Annotated in this window: 15 protein-coding genes; 6 read left to right on the plus strand and 9 right to left on the minus strand. The window is 41.7% G+C overall.

Annotated elements, in window-relative coordinates; all coding sequences use genetic code 11:
* Positions 1-68 precede the first annotated feature (68 nt).
* Positions 69-1,298, minus strand: coding sequence for an MFS transporter (locus YK48G_RS11685; RefSeq protein WP_203630889.1), 1,230 nt, complete (start codon positions 1,296-1,298; stop codon positions 69-71).
* A gap of 465 nt (positions 1,299-1,763) precedes the next feature.
* Between YK48G_RS11685 and YK48G_RS11690 the strand changes: the two genes are divergently transcribed.
* On the plus strand, positions 1,764-2,540 hold the full coding sequence (locus YK48G_RS11690; protein ID WP_203630890.1) for an acetoin reductase: 777 nt from the start codon (positions 1,764-1,766) through the stop codon (positions 2,538-2,540).
* Between the two features lie 54 nt (positions 2,541-2,594).
* Here the strand turns inward: YK48G_RS11690 and xylB are convergent, their stop codons facing one another.
* Together xylB and xylA are read right to left on the minus strand one after the other, a co-directional pair.
* Positions 2,595-4,109 carry a xylulokinase gene (xylB, locus tag YK48G_RS11695; protein WP_203630891.1) on the minus strand — a complete coding sequence of 505 codons (1,515 nt, stop codon included), beginning with the start codon at positions 4,107-4,109 and terminating at the stop codon, positions 2,595-2,597.
* A gap of 115 nt (positions 4,110-4,224) precedes the next feature.
* The gene (gene xylA, locus YK48G_RS11700; protein ID WP_203630892.1) at positions 4,225-5,562 is read right to left on the minus strand and encodes a xylose isomerase; all 1,338 of its coding nucleotides are present in this window, start codon (positions 5,560-5,562) and stop codon (positions 4,225-4,227) included.
* 441 nt (positions 5,563-6,003) lie between these two features.
* Between xylA and YK48G_RS11705 the strand changes: the two genes are divergently transcribed.
* Positions 6,004-6,444, plus strand: a complete 441-nt coding sequence (locus YK48G_RS11705; protein ID WP_203630893.1) for an Lrp/AsnC family transcriptional regulator — start codon at positions 6,004-6,006, stop codon at positions 6,442-6,444.
* A gap of 595 nt (positions 6,445-7,039) precedes the next feature.
* On the plus strand, positions 7,040-8,437 hold the full coding sequence (locus tag YK48G_RS11710) for an amino acid permease (protein WP_203630894.1): 1,398 nt from the start codon (positions 7,040-7,042) through the stop codon (positions 8,435-8,437).
* A gap of 104 nt (positions 8,438-8,541) precedes the next feature.
* Here YK48G_RS11710 and YK48G_RS11715 read toward each other — a convergent pair whose 3' ends face one another.
* Entirely contained in the window at positions 8,542-9,708 is a 1,167-nt protein-coding gene (locus tag YK48G_RS11715; RefSeq protein ID WP_203630895.1) for an ROK family protein, read from the minus strand.
* A 284-nt stretch (positions 9,709-9,992) separates the two neighbouring features.
* Here YK48G_RS11715 and YK48G_RS11720 point away from each other — a divergent pair, with 284 nt between their 5' ends.
* Positions 9,993-11,372 carry a sugar porter family MFS transporter gene (locus YK48G_RS11720; protein ID WP_203630939.1) on the plus strand — a complete coding sequence of 460 codons (1,380 nt, stop codon included), beginning with the start codon at positions 9,993-9,995 and terminating at the stop codon, positions 11,370-11,372.
* A gap of 267 nt (positions 11,373-11,639) precedes the next feature.
* On the opposite strand, the gene YK48G_RS11725 is transcribed toward YK48G_RS11720, so the two are convergent.
* From YK48G_RS11725 to YK48G_RS11740, 4 genes are all read right to left on the minus strand, one after another.
* Positions 11,640-12,974 carry a glycoside hydrolase family 30 protein gene (locus tag YK48G_RS11725; protein WP_203630940.1) on the minus strand — a complete coding sequence of 445 codons (1,335 nt, stop codon included), beginning with the start codon at positions 12,972-12,974 and terminating at the stop codon, positions 11,640-11,642.
* 78 nt (positions 12,975-13,052) lie between these two features.
* Positions 13,053-14,273, minus strand: coding sequence for an MFS transporter (locus tag YK48G_RS11730; RefSeq protein WP_373300223.1), 1,221 nt, complete (start codon positions 14,271-14,273; stop codon positions 13,053-13,055).
* A 186-nt stretch (positions 14,274-14,459) separates the two neighbouring features.
* Complete coding sequence (locus YK48G_RS11735) at positions 14,460-16,688, minus strand: glycoside hydrolase family 3 C-terminal domain-containing protein (RefSeq protein ID WP_232365369.1); 2,229 nt, start codon at positions 16,686-16,688, stop codon at positions 14,460-14,462.
* 109 nt (positions 16,689-16,797) lie between these two features.
* Positions 16,798-18,792 carry a beta-galactosidase gene (locus YK48G_RS11740; protein ID WP_203630897.1) on the minus strand — a complete coding sequence of 665 codons (1,995 nt, stop codon included), beginning with the start codon at positions 18,790-18,792 and terminating at the stop codon, positions 16,798-16,800.
* A 153-nt stretch (positions 18,793-18,945) separates the two neighbouring features.
* Here YK48G_RS11740 and YK48G_RS11745 point away from each other — a divergent pair, with 153 nt between their 5' ends.
* Entirely contained in the window at positions 18,946-19,824 is an 879-nt protein-coding gene (locus YK48G_RS11745) for an AraC family transcriptional regulator (protein ID WP_203630898.1), read from the plus strand.
* A 681-nt stretch (positions 19,825-20,505) separates the two neighbouring features.
* On the opposite strand, the gene YK48G_RS11750 is transcribed toward YK48G_RS11745, so the two are convergent.
* On the minus strand, positions 20,506-23,031 hold the full coding sequence (locus tag YK48G_RS11750; protein ID WP_203630899.1) for an excinuclease ABC subunit UvrA: 2,526 nt from the start codon (positions 23,029-23,031) through the stop codon (positions 20,506-20,508).
* Between the two features lie 451 nt (positions 23,032-23,482).
* Between YK48G_RS11750 and YK48G_RS11755 the strand changes: the two genes are divergently transcribed.
* Complete coding sequence (locus YK48G_RS11755; protein ID WP_203630900.1) at positions 23,483-24,253, plus strand: acetoin reductase; 771 nt, start codon at positions 23,483-23,485, stop codon at positions 24,251-24,253.
* Positions 24,254-24,371 lie beyond the last annotated feature (118 nt).

Raw genomic sequence — 24,371 nt, forward strand, 5'->3', positions numbered from 1 at the left:
CCCTTTGGACCACCAACCGGTTGGCGATTCAAAAGGACAGTGAGTATCTTGATTTTTTAATTTAACGTTCAATCGTTATCTGAAAAAATGGCTACGTTAACCCGATCACGTTTATAAGCATAAATCACAACGCCAAGATTGATTAACACCAACAGCGTCGTCATCAAAAAGACGTATCGATAGTCCAAGACGCCAGCTACTCCAGAGGCTAGCATTGGTCCTACAACAGCACCCATTGCTTGAAATGATTGATTATAACTAAAGATTCGACTTACTGATCTGGCAGGTGCTTCCAAGGTCATAACGGTCTGCGTAATCGGTAGTAACGCTGCGTTAGCAATCCCGATTAAGAATCGCAGAACGCCTAACATCAAAACTGTGGTAACAAAAAACATTGGAAAGAAAACTAATCCCGAGAAGATGAGGCCGGCCAACAGAATTTTTTCAGGGCCAACGTGATCACCCAAACGCCCTAAGTAAGGGGCGGAAAACAGTGTCGCAATTCCAGGCAATGCCGCAATAATCCCACTGGCAAAGGCAACATTCCCGTGGTTGTGCATCAATTCTTTGACAAATAAACTAATAATTGGATTGATCGAAGTGGTTGCCGCCATAATGAGCATGGAAGAGATAATCATGGCGATGACAACCCGCTTGTGTTTAATGCCAACAAAGGCATCCTTAATCCCGGTTTTAGCCGTCTTCTTAGCTGGCTTAAAATCTTCTTTAACAAAAATCCAAGTTGATAACGAGGCTAAAAGCATCATAAAACCAAACATATAAAACGGCAGCCGGTAACCAAAAATCCCGGAAAGATAGCCACCGATGATCGGCCCAACTAATTGACCACCGACGTTACCGGTTGTCAGCGCGCCCATTGTCCGCCCACTTTGGTCACGGGGAACCTCGCTAGCCACTAACGCATAGGCATTATTAATGTAACCAGAAAAAGTGCCTTGAATCAATCGAATCGCAATTAACATCCACACGTTAGTCGATAAGCCAGTTAGCGTGGCACTAATTGTCATCCCAATCGATGCCCGTAGCAGCATTGGCTTTCGGCCAGTTCGATCGGCTAGATTTCCCCACAACGGCGACACAATCGCCTGACTGAGAAAGACACTGGAAAAGGCCAGGCCGGCGTATAAGGTCAATTGCCATTTTGGAAAATTACCCATTTCATTAATAAATAGTGGTAAAAACGGCATCGACATGCTGGCGCCGGCACCGGTTGCAAAGTTACCAAACCACAAAGCGTACATATTCTTTTGCCACTGTGGCCGTTTTGTTTTTGTCATTATTTCAGGATCCTTACTAAAATCGAATTTTTACATATAAATTTTATTATAACGATGGTGATTGTAGGTGGCAAGTTGTTTTCTGGTCGGAAAAGTTGCTGTAATCCTTTACAAGGGTTTACCACTGGCTCCCAATGACAATGAAAAAAATTACTGTTGCTATCAATCTATCGCCCCACTCCCCCTTGTTTGAGAAGTCACTGAGCGTTATTGGCTTGTTTATTAGGGGCTTCAACAAATGAACTAATTCACAGTCAAATCTTGTGCAATCGAATACCCCATGCCGTATTATGTAAGCGTATACAGATGTGATTCAATCAGTTTGTTTTTGTCAGCCGGGCTAAGTTATCGCATGGATGTAAGTAAGCTTCGCAAATGCTTCATTGAAGATTTACAAGCCAATCAGCCTATTTTACAGTTATGAGGTTCTTTGCACCGCTGACAGTTTTAGGGGAGGTATCAACAATGACAGAAAAAGTTGCGGTTATTACTGGTTCAGCTGGTGGCTTGGGGAAAGGCATCGCTGAACGACTTGCAAACGACGGCTTTGATATTGTACTCCACGATATCAATCAGGACCTGTTGAACGAAACCGAAAAGGAATTTACGGATAACGGTTTTAAAGTGACCAGCTTTGTTGGCGACGTTTCCAAACGCGAAGATCAATTCGCGCTGGTTAAGCATGCTGTAGACACTTTCGGTCGCCTCGACGTCTTCGTTAACAACGCCGGGGTTGAAGCCGTTACCCCGTTAATGGATATTGACGAAAAGGAACTTTCAAAATTATTCTCAATTAACGCTTTTGGGATGCTTTTTGGTACTCAAGCTGCGGCCGCTCAGTTCATCAAACAAGGTGGCGGTGGTAAGATTATCAGTGCATCGAGTATTGCCGGCCACGAATCATATCCAATGCTGGGCACTTACTCGGCTACCAAGCACGTGGTTCGTTCATTTACCCAAACGGCCTCAAAAGAATTAGCAAAGTACAAGATTAACGTCAACGCTTACGCACCCGGCGTGGCTAAAACAAAGATGTGGGATCGAATCGATGCCGAAATGGTTAAACAAGACCCATCGCTGAAACCAGGCGACGCTTTTGCCCAGTACACGGCTGATATTTCATTAGGCCGTTACGAAGTGCCAACAGACGTTGCCAACTTAGTCTCATTCTTAGCATCACCGGATTCTGACTACATTACCGGCCAAACAATTCTGGTTGATGGCGGAATGGTTTACAGATAAATTTAATGGCGCATACAAAAAGAACCGCCCTTCAAAATTCGGGACGGCTCTTTTTTATTGTGCTTCATTTTCTCGACGATAAGCCACTAGCTCATGAGAAATTTGCTTGGTACTTGGATAAATTTGCTTGTAAATCTCATGAAGCTGCTGATATTTCGCAACCTCATTTTCTTCAGGTAAAAAGACATCCTTAAATTTCACGAAGACCTTGGTGCAATCTTGCATCGTTTGGAACCAGCCAAGACCAACGGCCGCTAACATTGCCGCTCCAAGACCCGGTCCCTGCTCATTTTGTAAGGAAACAACTCGGGTGTTAAAGATATTGGCTTGAATCTGCTGCCAAAGCGGACTCTTGGCGCCGCCACCAATGGAAACGACGGTATCAAATTTGGCGCCCTCTTTTTCGTAAATATCCAAAAGATCTCTAAACGAGAAGATAATCCCTTCAAGAACCGCCCGAACAAAGTCGTAGCGTTGATGAATCCCATCGATGCCGATAAAGCTACCACGAATGTCAGCATCGGCGTATGGTGCCCGTTCGCCGACAATGTACGGCGCAAACAGCAAGCCATTAGCCCCCACCGTTGATTGTGCTGCACTTTCGACCACGTCCGTAAAGTCTTCTTTTTCAGCGAAAGTCTTTTTAAACCAACTGAGCGAGAACCCGGCTGCCAAAGTAACGCCCATTGAATAGTAGGCATCTGGAATGGCATGGTCTTCATATTGTAAAACGCCCTGGTAGTTGGTTTGCTTTTGAGGTTCGTATTTCAAAATCACCCCAGAAGTCCCAATACTGGAAAGGACTTTTGTCGGGCTATCGATTCCAGCACCGACTGCGCCACAAGCATTATCAGCACCCCCACCAAACGTCACCGTATCGGTTGATAAGCCGGAATACATTGAGTACCATTCATCAATGTTACCAGTGTTGTCGATTGAACGCACTAACGGTGGGCACAAACTGACTGGAATACCAAAAGCATCAAGAATTTCTTGACTCCACTCCTGTTGGTCAACGTCCAACATCACCGTGCCAGTCGCATCCGAATAATCAATTGCGAGCTTGCCAGTCATTCGGAATCTCAAATAATCTTTTGGTAAAAGCATGGTTTTGGCTTTGGCAAAGATTTCCGGTTGATTTTCCTTCACCCAAAGTAATTTAGGCAGCGTGAAGCCTTCCAGTGGTTGATTGTGAGTGATTTCAACAAAGCGATCGCCCATTTTAGCCATAATTTCTTCACGTTGCTTAGTCGAACGGGTATCGTTCCAAAGCATTGCCGGTCGCAATACTTGATTGTTTTCATCCAATAGAACCAAGCCATGCATTTGACCGGAATAGCTGATCCCTTTAATTTGTTCTGGTTTAAGCGAATCATTTAAAATGAGTTTAACAATCGCCACGGTTGTCGCGTTAACCCAATCATTGGGATTCTGCTCAGCATAGCCTGGCTTGGGTTGGTTTAACGGGAAATCCATTCCTTCTTGGGCAATGATCTCACCAGCTTGGGTGACGGCCGAAACTTTAACGGCGCTGGTGCCAAGATCCACTCCTAATACACAGTCGGTCATGTATGTGATCCTCCTTCAAGCATGCACTTTAATTATCGTCACAAAGGGGCCGGGAGCAAAAACCAACGTTTTGTCCCAGCCCCTCACATTGTATTTTACTAAATTCCTACCATTATTACTTTAGTGTTTGAATAATGTAATGGTTAATTGTATCTTTAATTTCTTCCAAGTGATCTGAATGAGTTGCGTCTCGCAGTTCTTTTTGGGTCTTATCAAGGGAGTAATTTTCAAGATCGGCCATCGTTGCTTTGCCGCTTTCGATATCAGCGCCAATGCCTGAATCAAATGAACTGTAGCGATTCTTGATGATGTTGTCAAGGACACCATCGTCTTTCATGGCAACGGCAACCCGCAAACCTGCTGCGAAGCTATCCATACCAACAATGTGGCCATAGAAGAGGTCTTCTGGTTCAAATGATGAACGACGTGGCTTAGCATCAAAGTTCAAGCCGCCGCGAGGGCCAATGCTGCCATTTTCAACCACTTCAGTCATGGCTGCGGTTGTTTCATAAAGGTTTGATGGGTATTCGTCAATATCCCAGCCGATTAACTTGTCACCTTGGTTAGCATCAAGAGAGCCCAACAAGCCGGCTTCTCGCGCAACGCGGATTTCGTGTTGATAAGTGTGACCAGCCAAGTTTGCATGGTTACCTTCCAAGTTCAACTTGAAGTCTTTGTCCAGACCATATTCTTTCATAAAGGCAATCGTGGTTGCGGCATCAAAGTCGTATTGGTGAGTGGTTGGTTCCTTTGGCTTTGGTTCGAGTAACATTTGCGCATCAAAGCCAATTTCGTTGGCATAATCCTTAGCCATGTGGAATAATTTAGCAGCGTGTTCCTGTTCACGCTTCATGTCAGTGTTCCAAAGGGATTCGTAACCTTCACGACCACCCCAGAAGACGTAATTTTCTGATCCAACCCGCTTACCAATTTCAAGGCTGTGCTTCAATTGGGCAGCTGAGTAGGCAAAAATGTCAGCGTATGGTGACGTACCGGCACCTTCAACGAAACGTGGATTGGTGAACAAATTTGATGTATTCCAGAGAACCTTCATACCGGAGGTCTTTTGGTTTTCAACAATCTTGTCAACTACTTTATCGAGGTTCTTGTTAGTTTCACGAAGCGTGTCACCTTCTGGAGCCAAGTCACGATCGTGGAAGCAAAGAAAGTCAACACCTAATTTGTCGTAAAATTCAAAGGCAGCATCAACTTTGGCCAATGCTTGGTCCATTGGATCAGTGTACTTGTCGTAAGGACGAAGAGCGGTACCATCGCCAAACGGATCGACTAATCGTTGATCAAATGTGTGCCAGTATGCGACGGCAAAACGTAACCAGTCACGCATTTTTTTGCCACCCACAACTTCATCAGGGTTGTAATACTGAAACCCCAAACCTGATTTTTTATCTCCGGTACCAACGTACTTAATTTTATCGACATTCCAATAACTCATTTAGAAGTCCTCCAATTTTTAATTAGTTTGTTTGCGCAACCAACTTACAAAATATATTCTACAACATTAAAATCATTTTGCAAGCCCTTTCAACGACTTTTTTTATAAATTCCGCAAAGGCCTTTATTCACGCTGGATTCTGCAAGGTGATATAATGGGATTTAATTCTTTGTTAGGACAGCTCCGCAAAGCAGAAAGCTGCACCTAAGGCCACTTGTCCAAAAATCCAAGCCCGGGATTTCCGGCCAAGTGGCCTTAGGCTCCGCTTTCTAACCGCTTTGCTTCGCTCACTGGTTTTAGGACAGCTGCGCAAAGCAGAAGGCTGTGCGTAAGCACCTTGGGCAAAAATTCCAAACCCGGGAATTTCTGCCCAAGGAGCCTTATGCTCCAGTTTCTAAGCGCTTTGCTTCGCTCACTTTAATGAAAGGGGAAGTGAATTGAATGGATCAATTAGACCGGAAGATTCTTAACATTATTCAAGAAGATGGCCGCGCTTCTGTTAAAAGTATCGCCGAACGCTGTTTTATTTCTGCCCCTTCAGCTTCCGTTCGACTACAAAACTTAGAAAATCACGGTTTCATCAATGGTTATACGGCAAACGTCAATTATGAAAAATTAGGTTATCTCATCAAAGCTTTTGTTCGTTTGGACGTTAGCTATAAAGAGCTGCCAAAATTCATTAAGTTTATTTCAAAAGTCCCCAACGTTGTGGAATGTAATTACATTACTGGGGACGCTGCTGTTCAGCTAAAAGTCTTTTATAAAACAATGACCGAACTAAACGAATTTAATGCGTCACTAAAGGAATTTGGTAATACCCACACCAACGTCGCCTTCACTACAAACATTGGACCACGCCCACTAAAGCTACCTGAAAAATAATGCTGGCCGGATAACGAGGCAGCGTATTTATTTGATCTGTATTAATTGCGTCCAGAGTCATCACAATAACTTACGGAATCATGTCGAACACATACAAAAGAAAGTCAATATCCACGCGATATTCGCTTTTTTGGTGTTCCTCATAATTAACCGGGATAATTAATTGAATCCCTATTTGAACTTATTTTGTCGGCACAAATCAAACGGCTTCAAATCTGGACACCAATCATCCAATGCTGAATGGTTTCAATCATAACTAACACATGTTTACCAAGTGATCGCTTGATGCAATTTCTCGATAAAGCCAAAACAATTGACACTTTTTTAAGTGAGGGCTAGTTTCCACTTTAAGAATGGTGGTTTTTGCTAGCTTCTCAGTCATTTTGTCACAGCTTTGAAAAAAATATTTTATTTTCATAGGCATTCACTTGAATATGCCTAATTTTCATCAAAAATATTTTAAAATTACAAAATGATGTTAAAACTTTCTTCCGAAAATGCCATCACCGTTGTCTTTCATGGTAGGATAATGCCAATTCGATTAGGAAGTTTCTAATTAAAGCTATTATTTAATTTCTGGAAGGAAGTTGTTTTAATGGAAAAATCTCAGATTACTGAAAATGCAGATGGGACGATGCGTTCTTTAAGCAATCGTAACGTGCAAATGATTGCGATTGGCGGCACGATTGGAACCGGCCTCTTTCTTGGCTCTGGCACAACCATCAGCAAGACTGGTCCGTCTATTTTACTAGTCTACTTAGTGCTAGGAATCTTTTTCTTTTTAATGATGCGAGCAATCGGTGAAATGCTCTATTCTGATCCTTCGCAACACACGTTTGTCGCCTTTATCACCCGCTATTTAGGCCCTACCGTTGGCCATTTTACCGGTTGGACTTACTGGTTGGGATTGTCATTTTGTGCCATGGCTGAAATTACTGCGATCTCTACATACATTCAGTTTTGGTTTCCCAACATTCCTTCGTGGATTATTCAACTGGTCTTTTTAGGCACCTTAGCATCGGTTAATCTAATCGCGGCTAAAGTCTTTGGCGAAGCGGAATTTTGGTTCGCCTTGATTAAAATTATTGCTATCTTAGCCTTAATTGCGACCGGGGCATTCATGATGATTAGTCATTCAACCACGCCGCTGGGGCATGCTTCAATCCAAAACATTTTTCATAATTTTGCACTATTTCCACACGGTAGCTTAGGCTTTATTTCTGCTTTTCCAATGGTTTTCTTCGCCTTTCAAGGCATCGAGTTTGTCAGCATTACAATCGGTGAAGCTGAAACGCCCCATCGAATCATCAAAAAGGCCGTTAACGAAACGTTATTAAAGATTTTGATCTTCTATTTTGGCGCTTTAATCGTTATCATGGGCATCATTCCTTGGACCCATTTGACCGCCGCTAGCAGCCCATTTGTTCAGGTGTTTAAGTTAGCAGGCTTTCCAGCTGCCGCTGCGATTATCAATTTCGTGGTTTTGACGTCGGCTTCTTCGTCACTAAACAGTTTTATCTTTTCAGCCGGCCGGCACCTTTACCAGCTCGCCCAAGAAAATCCTGAGAATAGCTGGATGCACCAACATGTTGCCAAGATTTCTAAGAATGGGGTTCCCGCTGCAGCGATTATCCTATCGGCCCTCTTCCTGTTGATCACCCCCTTAATGAGTTTAACCAGTGCGACCGCTTCAGTCTTTACTATCGTTGCCGGCTCATCAAACGATATGTACATCATCGTTTACGCGCTTGCCATGATGGCCCATCGCAAGTATCGTGAATCCACTGATTTCTTGCCAGACGGTTTCAAGATGCCATGGTATAGCATCACGAGTCCTTTGACCATCGCCTTCTTTGCCATCATCTTTATTACCCTGTTCTTCATTCCACAAGATATTATCGGCGCTGTCGGTGCCATTGCCTGGACTGTTGTTTTTGGCGGGATTACTTACCTGCATCAACGCAGTGTGGTTACGGCTAACGCAGAACAGTAAATTGATAGTTACTCCTCCAATATATATAAAAAAGCATTCACCAAACTAATGAGCATGGTGAATGCTTTTTGTTTTACAAGCAGCATCAACGTTTATCAAACTACTTATTCCTGAATCGCAAATTCCAAATTATAATCATCCATATCCAAAACTCGATGGGTAACGACGGAACAACAGCCCAATAAAGTTGCATAACCAGAATGAACAATCAGTCGAATTGGAATCTTCATCCCTAACTTACTGGTATTAGCAACAACTTCATCAAATAGCGACGGAATGGCCTCAATCAATGGCGAATTCAAGTAAAGTTCTTCAGGTGCAAAACTAATCGCAACGTTATAAATCACCCGAGAGATGGCATAAGTAAAGTGAACAAGCTCTTTTTGAACAATTTGATCACCAGCTTGGTTCATTTGAACTAAATCTTCGCGGGTTAGGTGCTCGTGCTTTGTCTGAGCTTCCACTTGATCGATAATTGCATCTTCGGAACAAAAATCTTCAACTTTATCATTCTTATTATCCATGAAGTTCTCAGTAAACATCAATGAGCGGCCAATTTCCCCCGCTTCACCATTAAAACCCCGGTACAACTGTTTATTAAGAATGATGCCGGCACCAATTCCTTTATGAATACTAATCGCGATGATGTTGTCCTTATCCTTGCCATCGTTAAAGTCCCGCTCGTAAATGCCGGAGAGATTAGCCTCATTTTCAAGGATGACCGGTACATGATATTTCTTTGAGTAACGATCAGCCAAATCGACCCCATCCATATCAATAAAGGGCGAATTAACAATCTGATTATCCTGGACGATTCCGTGAATTGAAAAACCAATTCCCAGTAGACCGTGTTTGGTTTTATCACTTTGCTTTGAAATCTTAATTTGCTGATCAATCATTTCAAGAATCTTATGAATATCTCTGCTACCAAGCTCAATTCGTTGATAGTAAAAGACTTCGCCATTAATATAGTTGCCCATCACGTGAAGATGGCGAAACCCAAGATCAAAATTAATCGTGTAGCCATAATGTTCATTGATCTTTACCAAAACCGGCTTTCTGCCACCAGCACTGGTTGACTCTCCTGAACCAACCTCTTTTAAAATACCTTTTTCGTCCAGCTCATTATACAGAGCTGAAACCGTCGATTTGTTCAAATTCAACGTTCGCGAAATATCAATCCGCGAAATAATTTTATTATTAAAAATTTGTTGGAGAACCAGATCCAGGTTCTGCTTGTGAAACAGCTCCCTTCCCGTAGCATTTGTCATCGAACTCATTCCTTCCGTTTTGTGTTTTAATAATCGGCTTCATTCACTAACAGTATACTTTACAACTAGTATACCAAGTTTGGCAATAGTGGTTATCAAAAGTATAAGTTGCTAATACAAAGTGAAAAAAGCACCGAAATGTAAGCGGTTGCTTTTCAAAAATACTTGTGCTATGATCTTTGGCGTTGAAAAGTTTTTCTATTAAACCAACCATCTTAACCGTTTCACAAATTTTAACATAAGGAGTGCAGAATATGGAAAATTCTTCAAAACCACAAGTTAAGATTCATAAAGTCTCATCAGCATTTGTCTACTTCTTTGGCGCTTTGGGCGGACTACTCTTCGGCTACGATACTGGCGTTATCTCCGGCGCCATTTTATTTATTGAAAAACAGCTTCACTTAGATTCTTGGCAGCAGGGTTGGGTTGTGAGTGCCGTTTTACTTGGAGCCATCCTTGGTGCCGCTGTAATTGGTCCAATGTCTGATCGCTTTGGTCGTCGAAAACTTGTTTTGTTATCTGCTATTATCTTTTTTGTTGGGGCAATTGGCTCTGCCTTCTCACCAGAATTTTGGACATTAATCCTATCACGAATCATTTTAGGAATGGCTGTTGGTGCCGCTTCCGCTTTGATTCCAACTTATTTGGCGGAATTATCACCGGCTGATAAACGAGGTTCGATGTCAAGTCTCTTCCAATTGATGGTCATGACCGGAATTTTCTTAGCCTACGTCACCAACTACGGTTTATCTGGTTTTTACACCGGCTGGCGTTGGATGTTAGGCTTTGCAGCCATCCCCGCCGCTTTACTCTTCTTCGGCGCATTAGTCTTGCCAGAAAGCCCTCGATTCTTGGTTAAGGAAAACAAACCAGAAGAAGCTCGGCAAATCTTAACCATCATGAACAAAAAGAATACAGCCGTCGTTGACAAAGAACTGGCAGACATTAAAGAACAAGCTGCCATTAAGAGCGGTGGCTGGAAAGAATTATTTGGCAAATTGGTTCGACCGTCACTGATTATTGGTGTTGGTCTAGCAATTTTCCAGCAAGTGATGGGTTGTAATACGGTGCTTTACTACGCCCCAACCATTTTTACCGACGTGGGTTTTGGCGTTTCGGCCGCATTAATTGCCCACATCGGAATCGGTATTTTTAACGTGATTGTAACAGCCGTCGCCGTTGCCATCATGGACAAGATTGACCGGCGGAAAATGCTCAACATTGGTGCCCTTGGAATGGGAATTTCGCTATTAGTCATGAGTTTTGCCATGAAATTCTCCGGCCAAAGCTTAACTGCGGGCGTTATTTGCGTTATCGCTTTAACGATCTACATCGCCTTCTTCTCGGCAACTTGGGGTCCAGTTATGTGGGTCATGATTGGCGAAGTGTTCCCATTGAACATTCGTGGATTGGGCAACTCTTTTTCAAGCGTTATCAACTGGAGTGCCAACATGATTGTCTCTTTAACGTTCCCACCATTGCTTGACTTCTTTGGCACTGGTAGCCTATTCATCGGCTACGCTGTTCTCTGCTTCGCTTCAATCTGGTTCGTTCAAAAGAAAGTCTTCGAAACTAGGAACCGTTCACTCGAAGATATCGAAGAAACTTTGCGAATGCGAATGGCTAAATCGGATGCGGAGGAAGCAGCTACGCATACTAATTAAATAAAAGATCTGAAAGCAAAAGCTGAGAATCGTATAAAAACGTGATTCTCAGCTTTTTTGTGTAAGAATAAACATAACTTATTATATTATTGTCATAAACTAAGTCATCAGAAAAACTACGACACAAATGTTATATGGCCAGTAGGTCTTAAGAAACTATTCATCGTTTTGCTTCACTAACTACAATTCCCACAGCGGTTAATTCTCGAATGAATCCTCTGAAAAGCTAATTAAAACCTGCAATCAAATTATTTGCTACAAATACCATCAATCAATCACAAACGTATTAAAAGAGTTAGGTGCTAATGTGGCCTTTACTCCCTTGCTTGGTTGTTGGGGGTCCGCAAACGTGAATGGCAACGCACGTTTCAATGCATTTTGAACAACAAGTACAATTGAACCATCCGGATTACGAAATGCCATTCCCATTGAATGAAAATGCCCTGTCGTTCCAAGAACTTTTGCTCCAGGCTGAATATAATGCGCATAATGTCTCATCACATAGTACTCTGGGTTACGCGTAACTTCATGAGTCTTAGAATCAATCGAAAACATTGAATTTTGATGCCACCCCCAAGTGCTAACAGAGTCACCCAAAATGATATTCCAGTAAGTATATGCGGTTGCACCAGCAGTAAAGTAATGATTTACCAAATGGAACACATATTCAGCGTAATCCCAGCTATTTTCACCAAATCCACATTCTGATTCCGTTTGGATCAATTCAATTTCTGGCCACGAAGCATGCGTCCGTTCGATCGCGTGTTGTCCTGCCCATTGATAGCCAACGCCTTTAATATATTTGCGCGCCTCATCATCAAACAAAATGTTATCAAGGTATCTGTTATAATTATCTAATTTTACACCAGTTGAAGTAAATGACATGTCTTCTGGGCCATTTAATGTCCCAAGAAAAATCTCCGTATCTAATCCTGCTTTTTCAAAAGTTGGGCCTAAATAGTCACGAATGAACACCCGAAGGTCATCGCTACTCCAAACACAGGAAGGAAATTTTTGATCAGCAAAAACTTCATTTTGCGGACAAACTCTTTGAATATGAATTCCTTGTTCGGCATAAGCTTGAATATACTTCACAAAATAATTAGCATATGATTGAAGATTTTTTGATGTCATTACAATTTTTCCGAAATTATAAGCTTTGGGAAACTTCATCCAAGTAGGCGGTGACCATGGACTTGCAAATAATTCGAAGTCTGGCTGATATTTCTTGGCATTCTGAATATAAGGGATTAGCGTCTTTTTATCATGATCAATCGAAAATGATTTGAGATCGTAATCCCCGTCATTTTCATCATAACTATACCAAGATTCCGCAAAATCATTTGCAGCAATCGGCGTTCGGTTGAAACGAAAGTTTAATTCATCTGGTGAAAAAAGGTCATGATAAATCTCTTGTTGTTTATTCTTATCGAGCGTATTAAGAGGTAGATAACCCAATTCATTAAAACAGCCTCCAAACCCCCGTAATTCCTGTAATTCTTTACCAGTCAATTGTAAATCACTTGATGAAACAGCTATAAAGGCTTCTGGTTCTTTAGTTGTCAAATAAGCATCCGGTGTGCTTTCAATCCATTCTGTCATAGTATCAGCATCCTCCTGTTTTATTATCATCTGAACAAATCTGATTAAACCAATGCAACTTGATTAGTAGAACATCAATTATTTGGTTGAACGAATCATCTGAATAAAAATGCATGCAATCAGCGCAAATGCGATTGCGGTTGGAAAAACCAAATTGTAGCCGCCTGCAACCACTAAGGCACTTGTAACAATTGGACCAGCCATCTGACCTAAAGTTGTCGCAATATTTAAAATTCCAAGATCTTTTCCAGCCTCTTCCTTTGAAGGTAATACATCAACATTTAGAGCCTGGTCAACAGCTCCATACACCGCATACCCTAAACCGGCAAAGCCAGCAAACATCATCATTGAAGCAGGAGATTTCAAAATCCATGGTAACAAGTAACCAACCACAAGCAATATAGAGGCAACAATAACTGGCAATTTTCGACGACCAATAAAATCAGAGATAGCCCCTGATGCAATCGATCCAACAAGTCCAACAGCCATTGTTATTACTGACATCACGGAAATAGTAGCAGCTGCCCCAGTCTTACTTTGTCCAATAAAACTTTCCAAAATGTATAATTGATAATTTAAAATCATGTAGTAACTAAAAATCAATAACGTTCGTCCAACAAAGGCTAACCAAAAATCTCTTGCACCCTTTACCGGTGGCCTGAACGAGGCTATCAGTTCACTAAATCCGCCTTTAACCGCTGGCATATCTTTAGCTGATTTTTCGGACGGCCATACAATTACTGTACATATACCAGCAATTCCCATTAAAATTCCTGCAATCACAAATCCAGGCAACTGGAGCGTGATAAACCTTGCACCAATCAAAGTTCCCAATGAGGTTCCTACTGTAGTACCAGCAGACATAAAAGCGGACATTGTTGCACGCATATCGTCGGGAACTCGATCAGAAAGCGTCGCAATTACTGGTGCAATCATCATATTCAATCCCACCATACTGATACAGTACATAATTCCAATAAGCCAGGGATTACTCAAAAGCCCAATAAGAAATAATGATAATCCTCCTACAACCCCACCACTAATGACCCATGGGGTTCGCCGTCCCAAACGAGACCGGGTTCGATCTGAAAGATTTCCAAATATAAGATTAGATAACAGGGATGCCACTGCGGTAACTGCATTCAAGACGCCAAAAATTGCAGTTGAAGCGTTGGAACCTACAAGATCTTTTAAATGTTGAGGTAATAGAACTGAGGAAACAATCCCCAATCCACCCATCCATAATAAGGCAAAAATAAAGAAGCTCAGTGAAAATCGAATTTTATTTCTCTTGCTCATTTTATCTTCTACTTTATTGATAATTGGTTCTACTGGCCGGTTAATTTGTTTTTCCATATCGATTTCTTCCTTTTATTTAAAGATTAGAAGTTACAAATGGCCATTGATTACGCTTTCATTTTTATTAAATGCAAATGCTATCCTTATTAGTTCACAGATGTTAAAAAAGGAGCTCTCAGTAGTTTGTTAATTATTAGCCATTCTAATGAATTTATTAACTTGCGCAGTAGTCGCGCCAAGCATCACCGCCGAACGAAGTGGTATATTTTCTAACAACTGCGCATTACTGTTTGAATTTTCTAAACTGTTGATTAATTTGTCTAAACCGGATTCTTTTAGCGAACTAGTTAAATCTTGCCGTTTGATAATATCTGAAAAATACGTATTGCCACTAATTTTTTCCTTAACCAACTTATTCCACTGAAGTGTCAATAACTGGCTAAGTTCAATGTTTTGTGATGATTTCCCAATCAAAACTTCGTATACACCATTGTCCATTTGCCAAGCATGCGTTTGTTCGTTATACCAACTAAAATCACGTCTAGAAAGTGTCATCCTAATCCGCTTAGATTCCCCAGGTGCTAACTGAATCTTTGCAAATTCACGTAATTCTTTTGCAGGCTTTTCAATCTGACTAGCATGATTGGCAACGTATAACTGAACAATCTCTTTACCAACTCGTTTGCCAGTATTTCTAACATCAAGACTAATTGCGACTCTTTGATTGGGTAACTGTTCCACCTTCAAATTTTGATAGCTAAAGGTTGTATAACTTAATCCGAATCCAAATGGAAACTGAACAGGTATTTCTTTGAAATCATAATAACGATAGCCTACATAGATACCTTCTCGGTAATTTTCGTATAGTAGATTTGCATTGAACGTCCCATAAGTCGGTGTATCTTGAATCCTCATTGGAAAAGTTTCTGCTAGTTTTCCACTCGGATTTACCTCTCCAGTTAAAACATCCCAAGTTGCCTCACCAACTGCTTCGCCCGCTAAATAAGTTTCTAATACTGCTCTGACCTGTGAAATCCATGGCGTGGTAACTGCTGACCCATTTTGCAAAACAACAACGACATTTGAATTTATTTGAGTTATCGCCCTAATTAGCTTATTTTGAGCGGCTGGTAATTCAATTGTTGTCTTATCAAAGCCTTCAGACTCAGCTGATTCTGGTACACCAGCAAATATGATGACTTTATTCGCTGCTTTTGCGGCTTCTACTGCCTGATCAATTAATTTATCGCTAAACTCACTATTATCTAAGGAATATCCTTGAGCATAGCTAGCTTCAGGATAAAGCTTCTTTCCAATCTCCCAAGGCGTGGTAATTTGAAACGCATTCACATGAGAACTTCCACCTCCTTGATAACGTGGTTTCACAGCTAATTCCCCGATTATTGCCAGCTTTTCCTGAGAACTCAACGGCAAAATATCATCTTGGTTTTTCAAAAGTACCATACTTTCTTCTGCCGCTTCACGAGCAAAATGATGCTGTTCACTCTTTTGATAACTAATTTTCCCATCATCATTAAGTTCAGAATATCGATTAACTAGAGATAAGATCCGTCGGCATGTAATGTTTAATTCTGACTCAGATAACCGGCCATTTTGGACTGCCTCAACAATTTCATCAATTGATTCTTGACCCTTTCCTGGCATTTCCAAGTCTAAACCAGCTTTTAAAGCGGCAACATGATCTGCAACTGCACCCCAATCAGACATTACTAAGCCATCAAATCCCCACTCATTTCGCAATATATCAGTTAGTAGACGCTTGTTTTGAGAATTCAAGGTGCCATTTATGGCATTATATGAACACATCAAAGTTGCTGGGGATGCCTTCTTAACAATCCGTTCAAAAGCTGCAAGATAAATTTCTCGCAAAGTGCGTTCATCAATTTCTGACGAAACCGTAAAACGTTGATTCTCCCGGTTGTTAGCCGCAAAGTGCTTAACACTTACACCTATTCCTTGTGATTGAACGCCTTTAACGTATGCTGTACCCAATTCTCCAGCAACTAAAGGATCTTCAGAAAAATATTCAAAATTTCTGCCCGCCAGTGGACTGCGCTTAATATTGACACCTGGTCCCAATACAACACCCACATCATTTGCTTTAGCTGCAATTCCTAAATGCTTGCCAAGATTACTTAACAATCTCCGATCAAATGAACTGGCAGTTAGCGCTGCAGTGGGAAAGCTAATTGCCTCCACACTGTTGTTCAATCCTAATGCGTCAGAACTATCAGCTTGTTTCCGTAAACCTGACGGGCCGTCTGTCATCATAACTTGACTAATACCAAGTCGTTTAATGGCTTCAGTAAACCAGTACAGTTTGCCACTCACTAGTCCGGCCTTTTCCTTTAAAGTTAATTGATTAACTATTTCACTTATATTGTTGGTCATCATTAATTATCTATTTCCTCCTTGTACACTGCATACTCAAATTCTTAGCTTACGTTCAATCCTCTGATCCAAGCAACGCTAAACGACCCGATATTGCAATCCAAGCATTTCCTTATGTCTCTATAATTGCTACTCCCCAAGGCTCTAATGACAACGGTCCAGAAACCTTGCTACCCCTAATTAATTCATTCCCGGTTACAGAATTATGAGTGGTTTGCACTACTCCTGAATAGTTAAAATAAAAGGTGATTTGCTTTCCAAATTCATTTATTGCCTGTTTTACAATGATTGGAAAGTCTTCAGAAGTTCTTCGAATGCCAACTTCTTCAACGAACGCTTGAATGATCTGATGAATAACTTCTTTGGAAGGTAAGCAACCAATGTAAATTGTGGCTCCCTTGCCGAAGGTATTCTTAGTAATTGCCGCGTAGCCTTGCCAATTAGGATCATCATAACTGGCAATTACTTCTGCCGTATCCGGGATCAACAATTCCATCCAGTCTTTCAAAAGAAGGTCACTCGTGGGATTAATGACCTGACTTTCAGGAACAAGCCGACAACCATCTGGGTCAACAAACAATTCATAATGGGCACCAATTGACTTACTAATTATCCCTGGCTGTACGTCTGTGCGTACCTTTACATGTTCATCTGTAAATCCAGATTTAAATGTGTAAATGACGTGACCACCGGCTTCAACATAATCATTTAATTGAGATAAGAAAATATCACTAACGCTGTATAATGCTGGCACAACAATTAACCGATAATTGTCAAGCTGAATATGATGTTCATCAACGATGTCCGTACGAACATTTAACTTGTAAAACTCGTCGTACAATAAGCGAAAAGCATCATTATAGTTTCGCTTATCTGAAAACGGGAAATTCTGAATCGCTGAAAGGCTTTGATTACTAACTAGAAAAGCAACATCCGCTGTTACCTTTAGATTTACAATGTGTTGCGACAACTGTTTAAACTGTTTACCTGTTTCAACAACTTCGTCATACACTGGGTTTGGCTGAAAATCATGGCTCAATATTCCCTTCCAAAATGTTTCAGCTGAATTATGAATCGAATGCCAATGCCAGTATTCAACCATATTAGCTCCGGAAGCGATGTGGCTAAAAGCAAGCTGTCGTAATTGCCCAGGATATGGTACCTGTTGCTTAAATGCTTGAGCTTGCGTTTCAAGAACCAAGTAATTATCATGCTTCAATGATCGCATTTCATCACCAGCGAATGAAATTTCAGCTCCCGTTAAGTGCTTTCGTGATGGATGATAAACATCCACCCCGGCATAATCCAAGGATTCACTCGCTTTAAAGTGATCCACTTCCGGTTGAATTCCAAATGAATAACCACGCCATTCAAAATCAAAATTATGCGTAATAAATTGATCAGAAAGACGATATTCAGCCACCAACTCTACCTGCCATTTCAGATATTGATTAACCAACTCTCTTCTATATCGATCAAACTCTGCTTGCAAACTTCCATTGATGGTTCCATCCATCGACGGGAAGTCCTCCCAAGAGTTAATTCGATTACTCCAATAATCTAATCCGAATTCCTTATTAAACTTATCTAAATCGTTATTGAACTCTTTTTTAATAAATTGAACAAAACCTTGCTGAACGTTTTTGCTTGACGTGCCATAGTATTTGGTCTCGTTATCTACTTGATAACCAATGACTGCAGGATGCCTAGCAACGTGGCTTACCATCTTTCTAATAATTCGCTCAGCATATCTCAGAAACGCAGGGCTAGAGATATCAAATATTTGTCTAGCACCATACGGCTTTCTATGACCGTCAACTTGAACCATAACTTCAGGATACTTTTTAGATAACCAACTAGGGATTGCATAAGTAGGGGTTCCAACAATCACACTAATACCTGCTTGATTCATCGCATCTAAAACTTTATCAAGGGTTGAAAAATCAAATACGCCATCTTCAGGTTCATAAGTACTCCAAGTACTTTCGCCAATCCTAACAACATTGATATTTGCTTCAAGCATCATCTCGATGTCTTTGTCGAGACGGTCATAGGGAAGATATTCATAATAATAAGCCGCTCCATAAAGTATTTTTTTAAATGACATTTCAAACCTCCAATTTCACCTTTTGGAAAGCGCTTTCTAAACAGCTATCATTATGTAGTATTTGAACAATAAATAATATTGCCAAATCGAGCTTGTAATTGTTCAAATATGACATATAATGAAATTCACTATTAGTTGGTTTGGGAGGATAATATGGACTTCTTGAAAAATGCAAAGCGTTTACCTGTAATTGACTGGAACCTAACCTTTTTTGGCGCCCATGAACAAAGAGTTCCCGATAACTGGGCGGTTCCGACAGAAAAGCATTATGCTTTCGAATGTGTTTATGTCATTCACGGCACCGAAAACATCCAGATTCAGCATCATCACTATCAACTATATGCAGGCGACTTTTTCTTAATTCCTCCAGAGTTCGTCCATAATATGTCAGCGGGAAAAGATTTAACATATTTTTGTTTTCATTTTGACATTGATGATCCGCAGTTGAAGGTTCAATTGATTAGGGGACTGACTTACTATCACCCATCTAGTTCACCCCTCTGCAAGAGTCTCAAAAAACATTTAACAGGCTTAGATGACTTAATTCGTATTGGGAATTTCGATTTTAATACAAAGATGGTTATCCAAATTGAATTATCAAAGATCCTACAAATCTTTTACAACGCCACTGTTAAATCCCGGAATCGTAATTCATCAACTTCAGTAGAATACTCAAGAATGATTGCTGACTATTTGAAAAATGCCTTAACCAATCAAATCCTCAGTTATATAAAAAATGGCTACTTAATTGATGAAACAAATGGATTAGTCGAAAAAGCAATCAACCAGGTTGGGATTAGTGATGGCTATGGCTTTAGAGTTTTTAAACAGACCTATGGCATCTCACCACGGGAGTATCTCTCAAAGTTGAAAGTCAATGAATCAAAAAAATTATTAATTAAGCCTCAGTATTCCATAAGTGATATCAGTACAGCACTGGGATACACTGATTTGGCTAACTTTAGTCGTCAATTTAAAAGATGGACAAACCAATCTCCAAGAAATTGGCGGAATCAACATGAGTCCGATTAAGTATAAATATCATTTCTGGATAATTATATGTCATATAAGGAATATTTATATCATGTAAGCTGCATGATGTAAGCTGCATGCTATTCATTATTCTGAAATTGAAGTATTAATCGATGCTGGTTTCAAATGAATAAGCAACTTTGTATTCTCTTAATTGGCTTGGCTGAGACTGATTCTAGATAGACATTGTTTGGATGACCTCTATTGTTATACCCATGTTAATTAAGTTTATTCGCACGAATATTAATCGTCCTATATCGATAAAGGGCACTGTTACCAACGTAAAACTGTTTTCATCATATACAGACTTAATTTTTAAAATTCATTTCCATATCATCATTGACTACATGACAAGTTCAAGAACCAAAAATGCTTGTAATAAATTAGTCACAACCACTAAGAGCATCCATGAGCTATTTGGGAAGGTTGGCTATGTTCGAACTAGTTATTTCTCAAGATTATCAAAGATCATGTTGTTTTATCTCTACTTCCATAGCGTTAGGCTAACAGATTGACGTGCAAAGCATAATGTTACGAAAGATTTTTCAGGACAATAAAATAACGAAAGAGCGATAACCAGATAATTGTCCAGGCATCGCTCTTTCGCTGTTCCCCCAACTCTAAAAAATATTAGACACTCATGACATTCATACATACTTTATGATTTTATCCATCATACTTTTATTTTTCATACCTCTCAAAATGCGCCCGCAAATACCGTGCCGTCAAGCTCCGTGATTGCTCTGCCACCTCTTTTGGCCGGCCCTTTGCCACAATTTGGCCACCTTGTTCACCGCCACGGGGACCCATGTCAATCATGTAGTCGGCATTCGCCATCAAATCAAGATCGTGGGTAATCATCAACACGGTCGCTCCCTGATCAATCAATTGGGAAAAGACTTTCAAGAGGACTCGTACGTCTAGCGGGTGTAGCCCCACCGTTGGCTCATCAAAGATAAATAACGTGTCAGTTTGCCGCCGTTTCATATGCGATGTCAGCTTTAATCGTTGGGCTTCTCCCCCTGATAAACTTGGGGTTGCTTCACCGAGGTGTAAATAACCAAGGCCCATCTGTTTTAATACTTGCAAGGTCTGGCCAACTGAACTATCAGCGGGAAATAGCTCAATTGCATGGTCCACATCCTTATCCAAAACGTCGGCAATCGTCATTCCATGCCATTTTACTTTTAAAATATTCTGATTAAATCGTCGACCATGACAAGTTGGGCAAGTTTCAACCATGTCTGGCAAATATTGAATATCCAGCGAAATTTCCCCGGTCCCGCCACAAGTTGGGCAAGCACCCTGCTTATTATTGTACGAAAAATAGCTGGAAGTATATCCCGCCTGCTTAGCTTGGGGCAAGTCGGCATACAATTTCCGCAAATGATCCATGATGTTCGTGTAAGTTGCTACGGTTGAGCGCGCGTTTTTACCAACTGGGGTAGCATCGACACTCACCACGTGCTTTAATTTTGCTGGATCAAATTGTGAAATGTAGCTCGGCAGCGATCGGTGCTGGAACTTTGCTTTAAACGCAGCCAATAATCCATCTAGCACCAGTGTCGTTTTGCCAGCGCCAGAAAAGCCGGTCACCGCAATCAATCGATTAACTGGAAAGGCTACAGCCACATTATTCAGGTTAAACCTGTGCGCAATCGTCAATTTAACGCTGCCTTTCGCAAACCCATCCTCCTTGACCGGGGTGCGGGTCATCAACTCACCTTCACCAGTTAAAAAGGGGCGAATTAGTGAGTGGCGACTATGATAAATCTGTTTGGGCGTCCCTTGATCGATAATTGTCCCCCCGTTTACACCCGATCCCGGGCCAATTTCAATAATCCAATCGGCCGCGTCAATGATTGCCGTTTCATGGTCCACGACGACCAGCGAATTTCCCTGATCGATTAACTGGTGAAAAATCTTAATTAAGCCAGAAACGTTGTCGGGGTGCAAGCCGACTGACGGTTCATCAAGGACATAAAGCACCCCGGTAGTCTGGGTTCGCAAAGTTCGACCCAGCTGAATACGTTGGAGTTCACCCGTTGAAAGGCTGGCACCAGCTCGATCCATCGTTAGATAATCGAGACCCAAGTCCAGTAATGGTTGCACTTGGTTCAATAATTCGTTTGTTAGGTTACGGGCCAAATCCTGCATATTGTCAGGCAACCAGGCCTTAATTTTGTTCACAAAAGCAGGTAAATCGCTAAGTGGCATTTGACTGGCTTCAGCAATATTTTTGCCAGCCACTAGTTGATTCAACCGGTCTGGATTTAACCGAGTCCCGTGGCATACCGGGCAGGTGAAGAAACGATAAAATCGGTTGAGGCGTTTCAACGCAATCTCGCTCTTGGTCGTTCGCATGCTGTCTTCAATTGCGTTATAGGCATTTTCGTACAGGGCATTGTTCATATGGAAAACCCGTCCATTTTTACTGGGAATGTCAATCGCAAAATGTTTCTGCTTGCCATGCAAAACCATCTCACGTTCCTTATCAGTTAACTGATTATAAGGCACGTCGATGCGAACCCCCGCTGCTTGGGCAACAATTGGCATAAAATTACGGCCCGGCGTCCGCCAAGCCGCCACCGCCCCATTTCGAATCGTCTTGGTTTCATCCCCAATTAGAGTATCTGGGTCAATTTGCTTGGTAATGCCTAACCCCTGACAATTTTGACAAGCCCCGTCTGAATTAAACGCAAAATCTTCAGCGCTAAAAGCATGAAATTTCACGCCACAAGTTGGACAAGTGATCACGCCCATCGTCTCGTCTTGCTTATCCATTGCTTCAGCAATCTTGATGGTTGGCGGCACCTGATGGCCGTTGGGGCATTTAGGTGACCCCAAGCGTGAATAAATAAGCCGCAATACGTTAAAGATCTCTGTCATCGTCCCTACTGTCGATCTGGCACCAGGAACGGTCGGCCGCTGACGCAAAGCAAGCGCCGAGGGGATATGCCGAACTTCTTTAACGTCAGCCCGGCCCACTTGGCTAATCCGCCGCCGGGTGTAGGTTGCCAGAGAATCAAGATAGCGTCTGGCACCTTCTGAGTAAAGAATGCCCATTGCAAGTGATGATTTGCCGGATCCCGACAGTCCAGAGATTGCCACGAATTGATGTAAAGGGACGTTAACTGATATGTTCTTGAGATTGTTTACGTTGCCGCCAACGACTTCAATCTGAGTTGGCTGTGAGCTATATGGCATGACCGTACTCCTTTCAAAATTGCGTTAATGGTTATATTGTAGTACAAGCTAGCCGCATCCGTGAAGGCAGGATCGTTTCAAGATAGTTGACAAACCCGCTAAGCCCTGCTATTTTATCAGTGTTGTCTCATTTATTTTTAATATTGTTCATCAAACAACTTGATTCGGAAAGTAGTCCTCACCATTGTTCAGAGAGTTGGCGGCTGATGGAAGCCAACCTTTGTGTGGGAAGCGAAAATGACCGATGATTGGCTGTCGCGATTAAGAAGTTAAAAGCGACAGACGGAATGGTCCTCGTTATCAGACACACCATTTCTTATCAGGAATGGTTAATGAGACTTTTTAGGGAACTAATTAAGTGAACTCAGGATGGTATCGCGATGAAGCGCTTCTGTATGATATACGGAAGGGCTATTTTTATATAAAAAGTTAAATTAAAGGAGAGATCTCAATGACAAAATTAGCAATTGTAACGGGTGCGGGTCAAGGAATTGGCGAAGGAGTTGCTCACAGATTGGCAAAGGATGGCTATGCAATTGCAGTGGCCGACATTAACCAACGAACTGCCAAGAAAGTTGCCAAGGATTTAAAGGATAACGGTTATCAAGCCAAGGCTTACTACGTTGACGTTGCTCATCGAGAAGAAGTGTTTGATTTGGTCAAGAGCGCCGTCAATGATTTAGGAGAACTCGCCGCTTTCATCAATAATGCTGGTGTGGCTTTCATTGATCCATTTGTCGACTCCCACCCAAATGACGTCGAGCGCTTATTGGACGTCAATTTAAAGGGGACTTACTGGGGCATCCAAGCGGCCGCCGAACAATTTATTAAACAAGGTCACGGTGGCCGAATCGTGAACGCCGCTTCCCTAGCTGGCGTAGAAGCTTCGGCGCTGCAAAGTGCCTATTCTGCTTCTAAGTTCGGCATTCGCGGCCTCACCCAGTCCGCTTCAAAGGAACTGGCAAAATACCAGATCACGGTCAACGCTTATGATCCAGGGATTGTTCGAACGCCTTTGCGAGACGGAATCGATCAAAGAACGGCAGAAATTAAGGGGATATCGATCAAAGAACAACAAGCCGACGCGCTTTCAGAAATTTCTTTGGGTAGAGAAGCAACCCCAGCAGACGTGGCCGAAGTCGTTTCCTGGTTTGTTTCGAAACACGCCGCTTATATCACCGGCCAATCATTGCTTGTGGACGGTGGGATGAGATACCAATAATCGTAATTGAGCCAAAAGGCGGAAGTGCCAAGACCGCTTTTGATATCAGGCAGTCTCCCAAGCAAATAATTACCTCACTTGTTTACATCATGTTAATGTTGGTCTAAAGGTGAATCAG

The sequence above is a fragment of the Lentilactobacillus fungorum genome (genome assembly GCF_016860605.1).
In the GTDB taxonomy this organism is placed as follows: domain Bacteria; phylum Bacillota; class Bacilli; order Lactobacillales; family Lactobacillaceae; genus Lentilactobacillus; species Lentilactobacillus fungorum.

Bases quoted from the DNA above. Each gene is read 5' to 3' on its own strand.
- YK48G_RS11685 (WP_203630889.1), bottom strand. From the start codon at position 1,298: ATGACAAAAACAAAACGGCCACAGTGGCAAAAGAATATGTACGCTTTG.
- YK48G_RS11690 (WP_203630890.1), top strand. From the start codon at position 1,764: ATGACAGAAAAAGTTGCGGTTATTACTGGTTCAGCTGGTGGCTTGGGG.
- xylB (WP_203630891.1), bottom strand. From the start codon at position 4,109: ATGACCGACTGTGTATTAGGAGTGGATCTTGGCACCAGCGCCGTTAAA.
- xylA (WP_203630892.1), bottom strand. From the start codon at position 5,562: ATGAGTTATTGGAATGTCGATAAAATTAAGTACGTTGGTACCGGAGAT.
- YK48G_RS11705 (WP_203630893.1), top strand. From the start codon at position 6,004: ATGGATCAATTAGACCGGAAGATTCTTAACATTATTCAAGAAGATGGC.
- YK48G_RS11710 (WP_203630894.1), top strand. From the start codon at position 7,040: ATGGAAAAATCTCAGATTACTGAAAATGCAGATGGGACGATGCGTTCT.
- YK48G_RS11715 (WP_203630895.1), bottom strand. From the start codon at position 9,708: ATGACAAATGCTACGGGAAGGGAGCTGTTTCACAAGCAGAACCTGGAT.
- YK48G_RS11725 (WP_203630940.1), bottom strand. From the start codon at position 12,974: ATGACAGAATGGATTGAAAGCACACCGGATGCTTATTTGACAACTAAA.
- YK48G_RS11730 (WP_373300223.1), bottom strand. From the start codon at position 14,273: ATGAGCAAGAGAAATAAAATTCGATTTTCACTGAGCTTCTTTATTTTT.
- YK48G_RS11735 (WP_232365369.1), bottom strand. From the start codon at position 16,688: ATGATGACCAACAATATAAGTGAAATAGTTAATCAATTAACTTTAAAG.
- YK48G_RS11740 (WP_203630897.1), bottom strand. From the start codon at position 18,792: ATGTCATTTAAAAAAATACTTTATGGAGCGGCTTATTATTATGAATAT.
- YK48G_RS11745 (WP_203630898.1), top strand. From the start codon at position 18,946: ATGGACTTCTTGAAAAATGCAAAGCGTTTACCTGTAATTGACTGGAAC.
- YK48G_RS11750 (WP_203630899.1), bottom strand. From the start codon at position 23,031: ATGCCATATAGCTCACAGCCAACTCAGATTGAAGTCGTTGGCGGCAAC.
- YK48G_RS11755 (WP_203630900.1), top strand. From the start codon at position 23,483: ATGACAAAATTAGCAATTGTAACGGGTGCGGGTCAAGGAATTGGCGAA.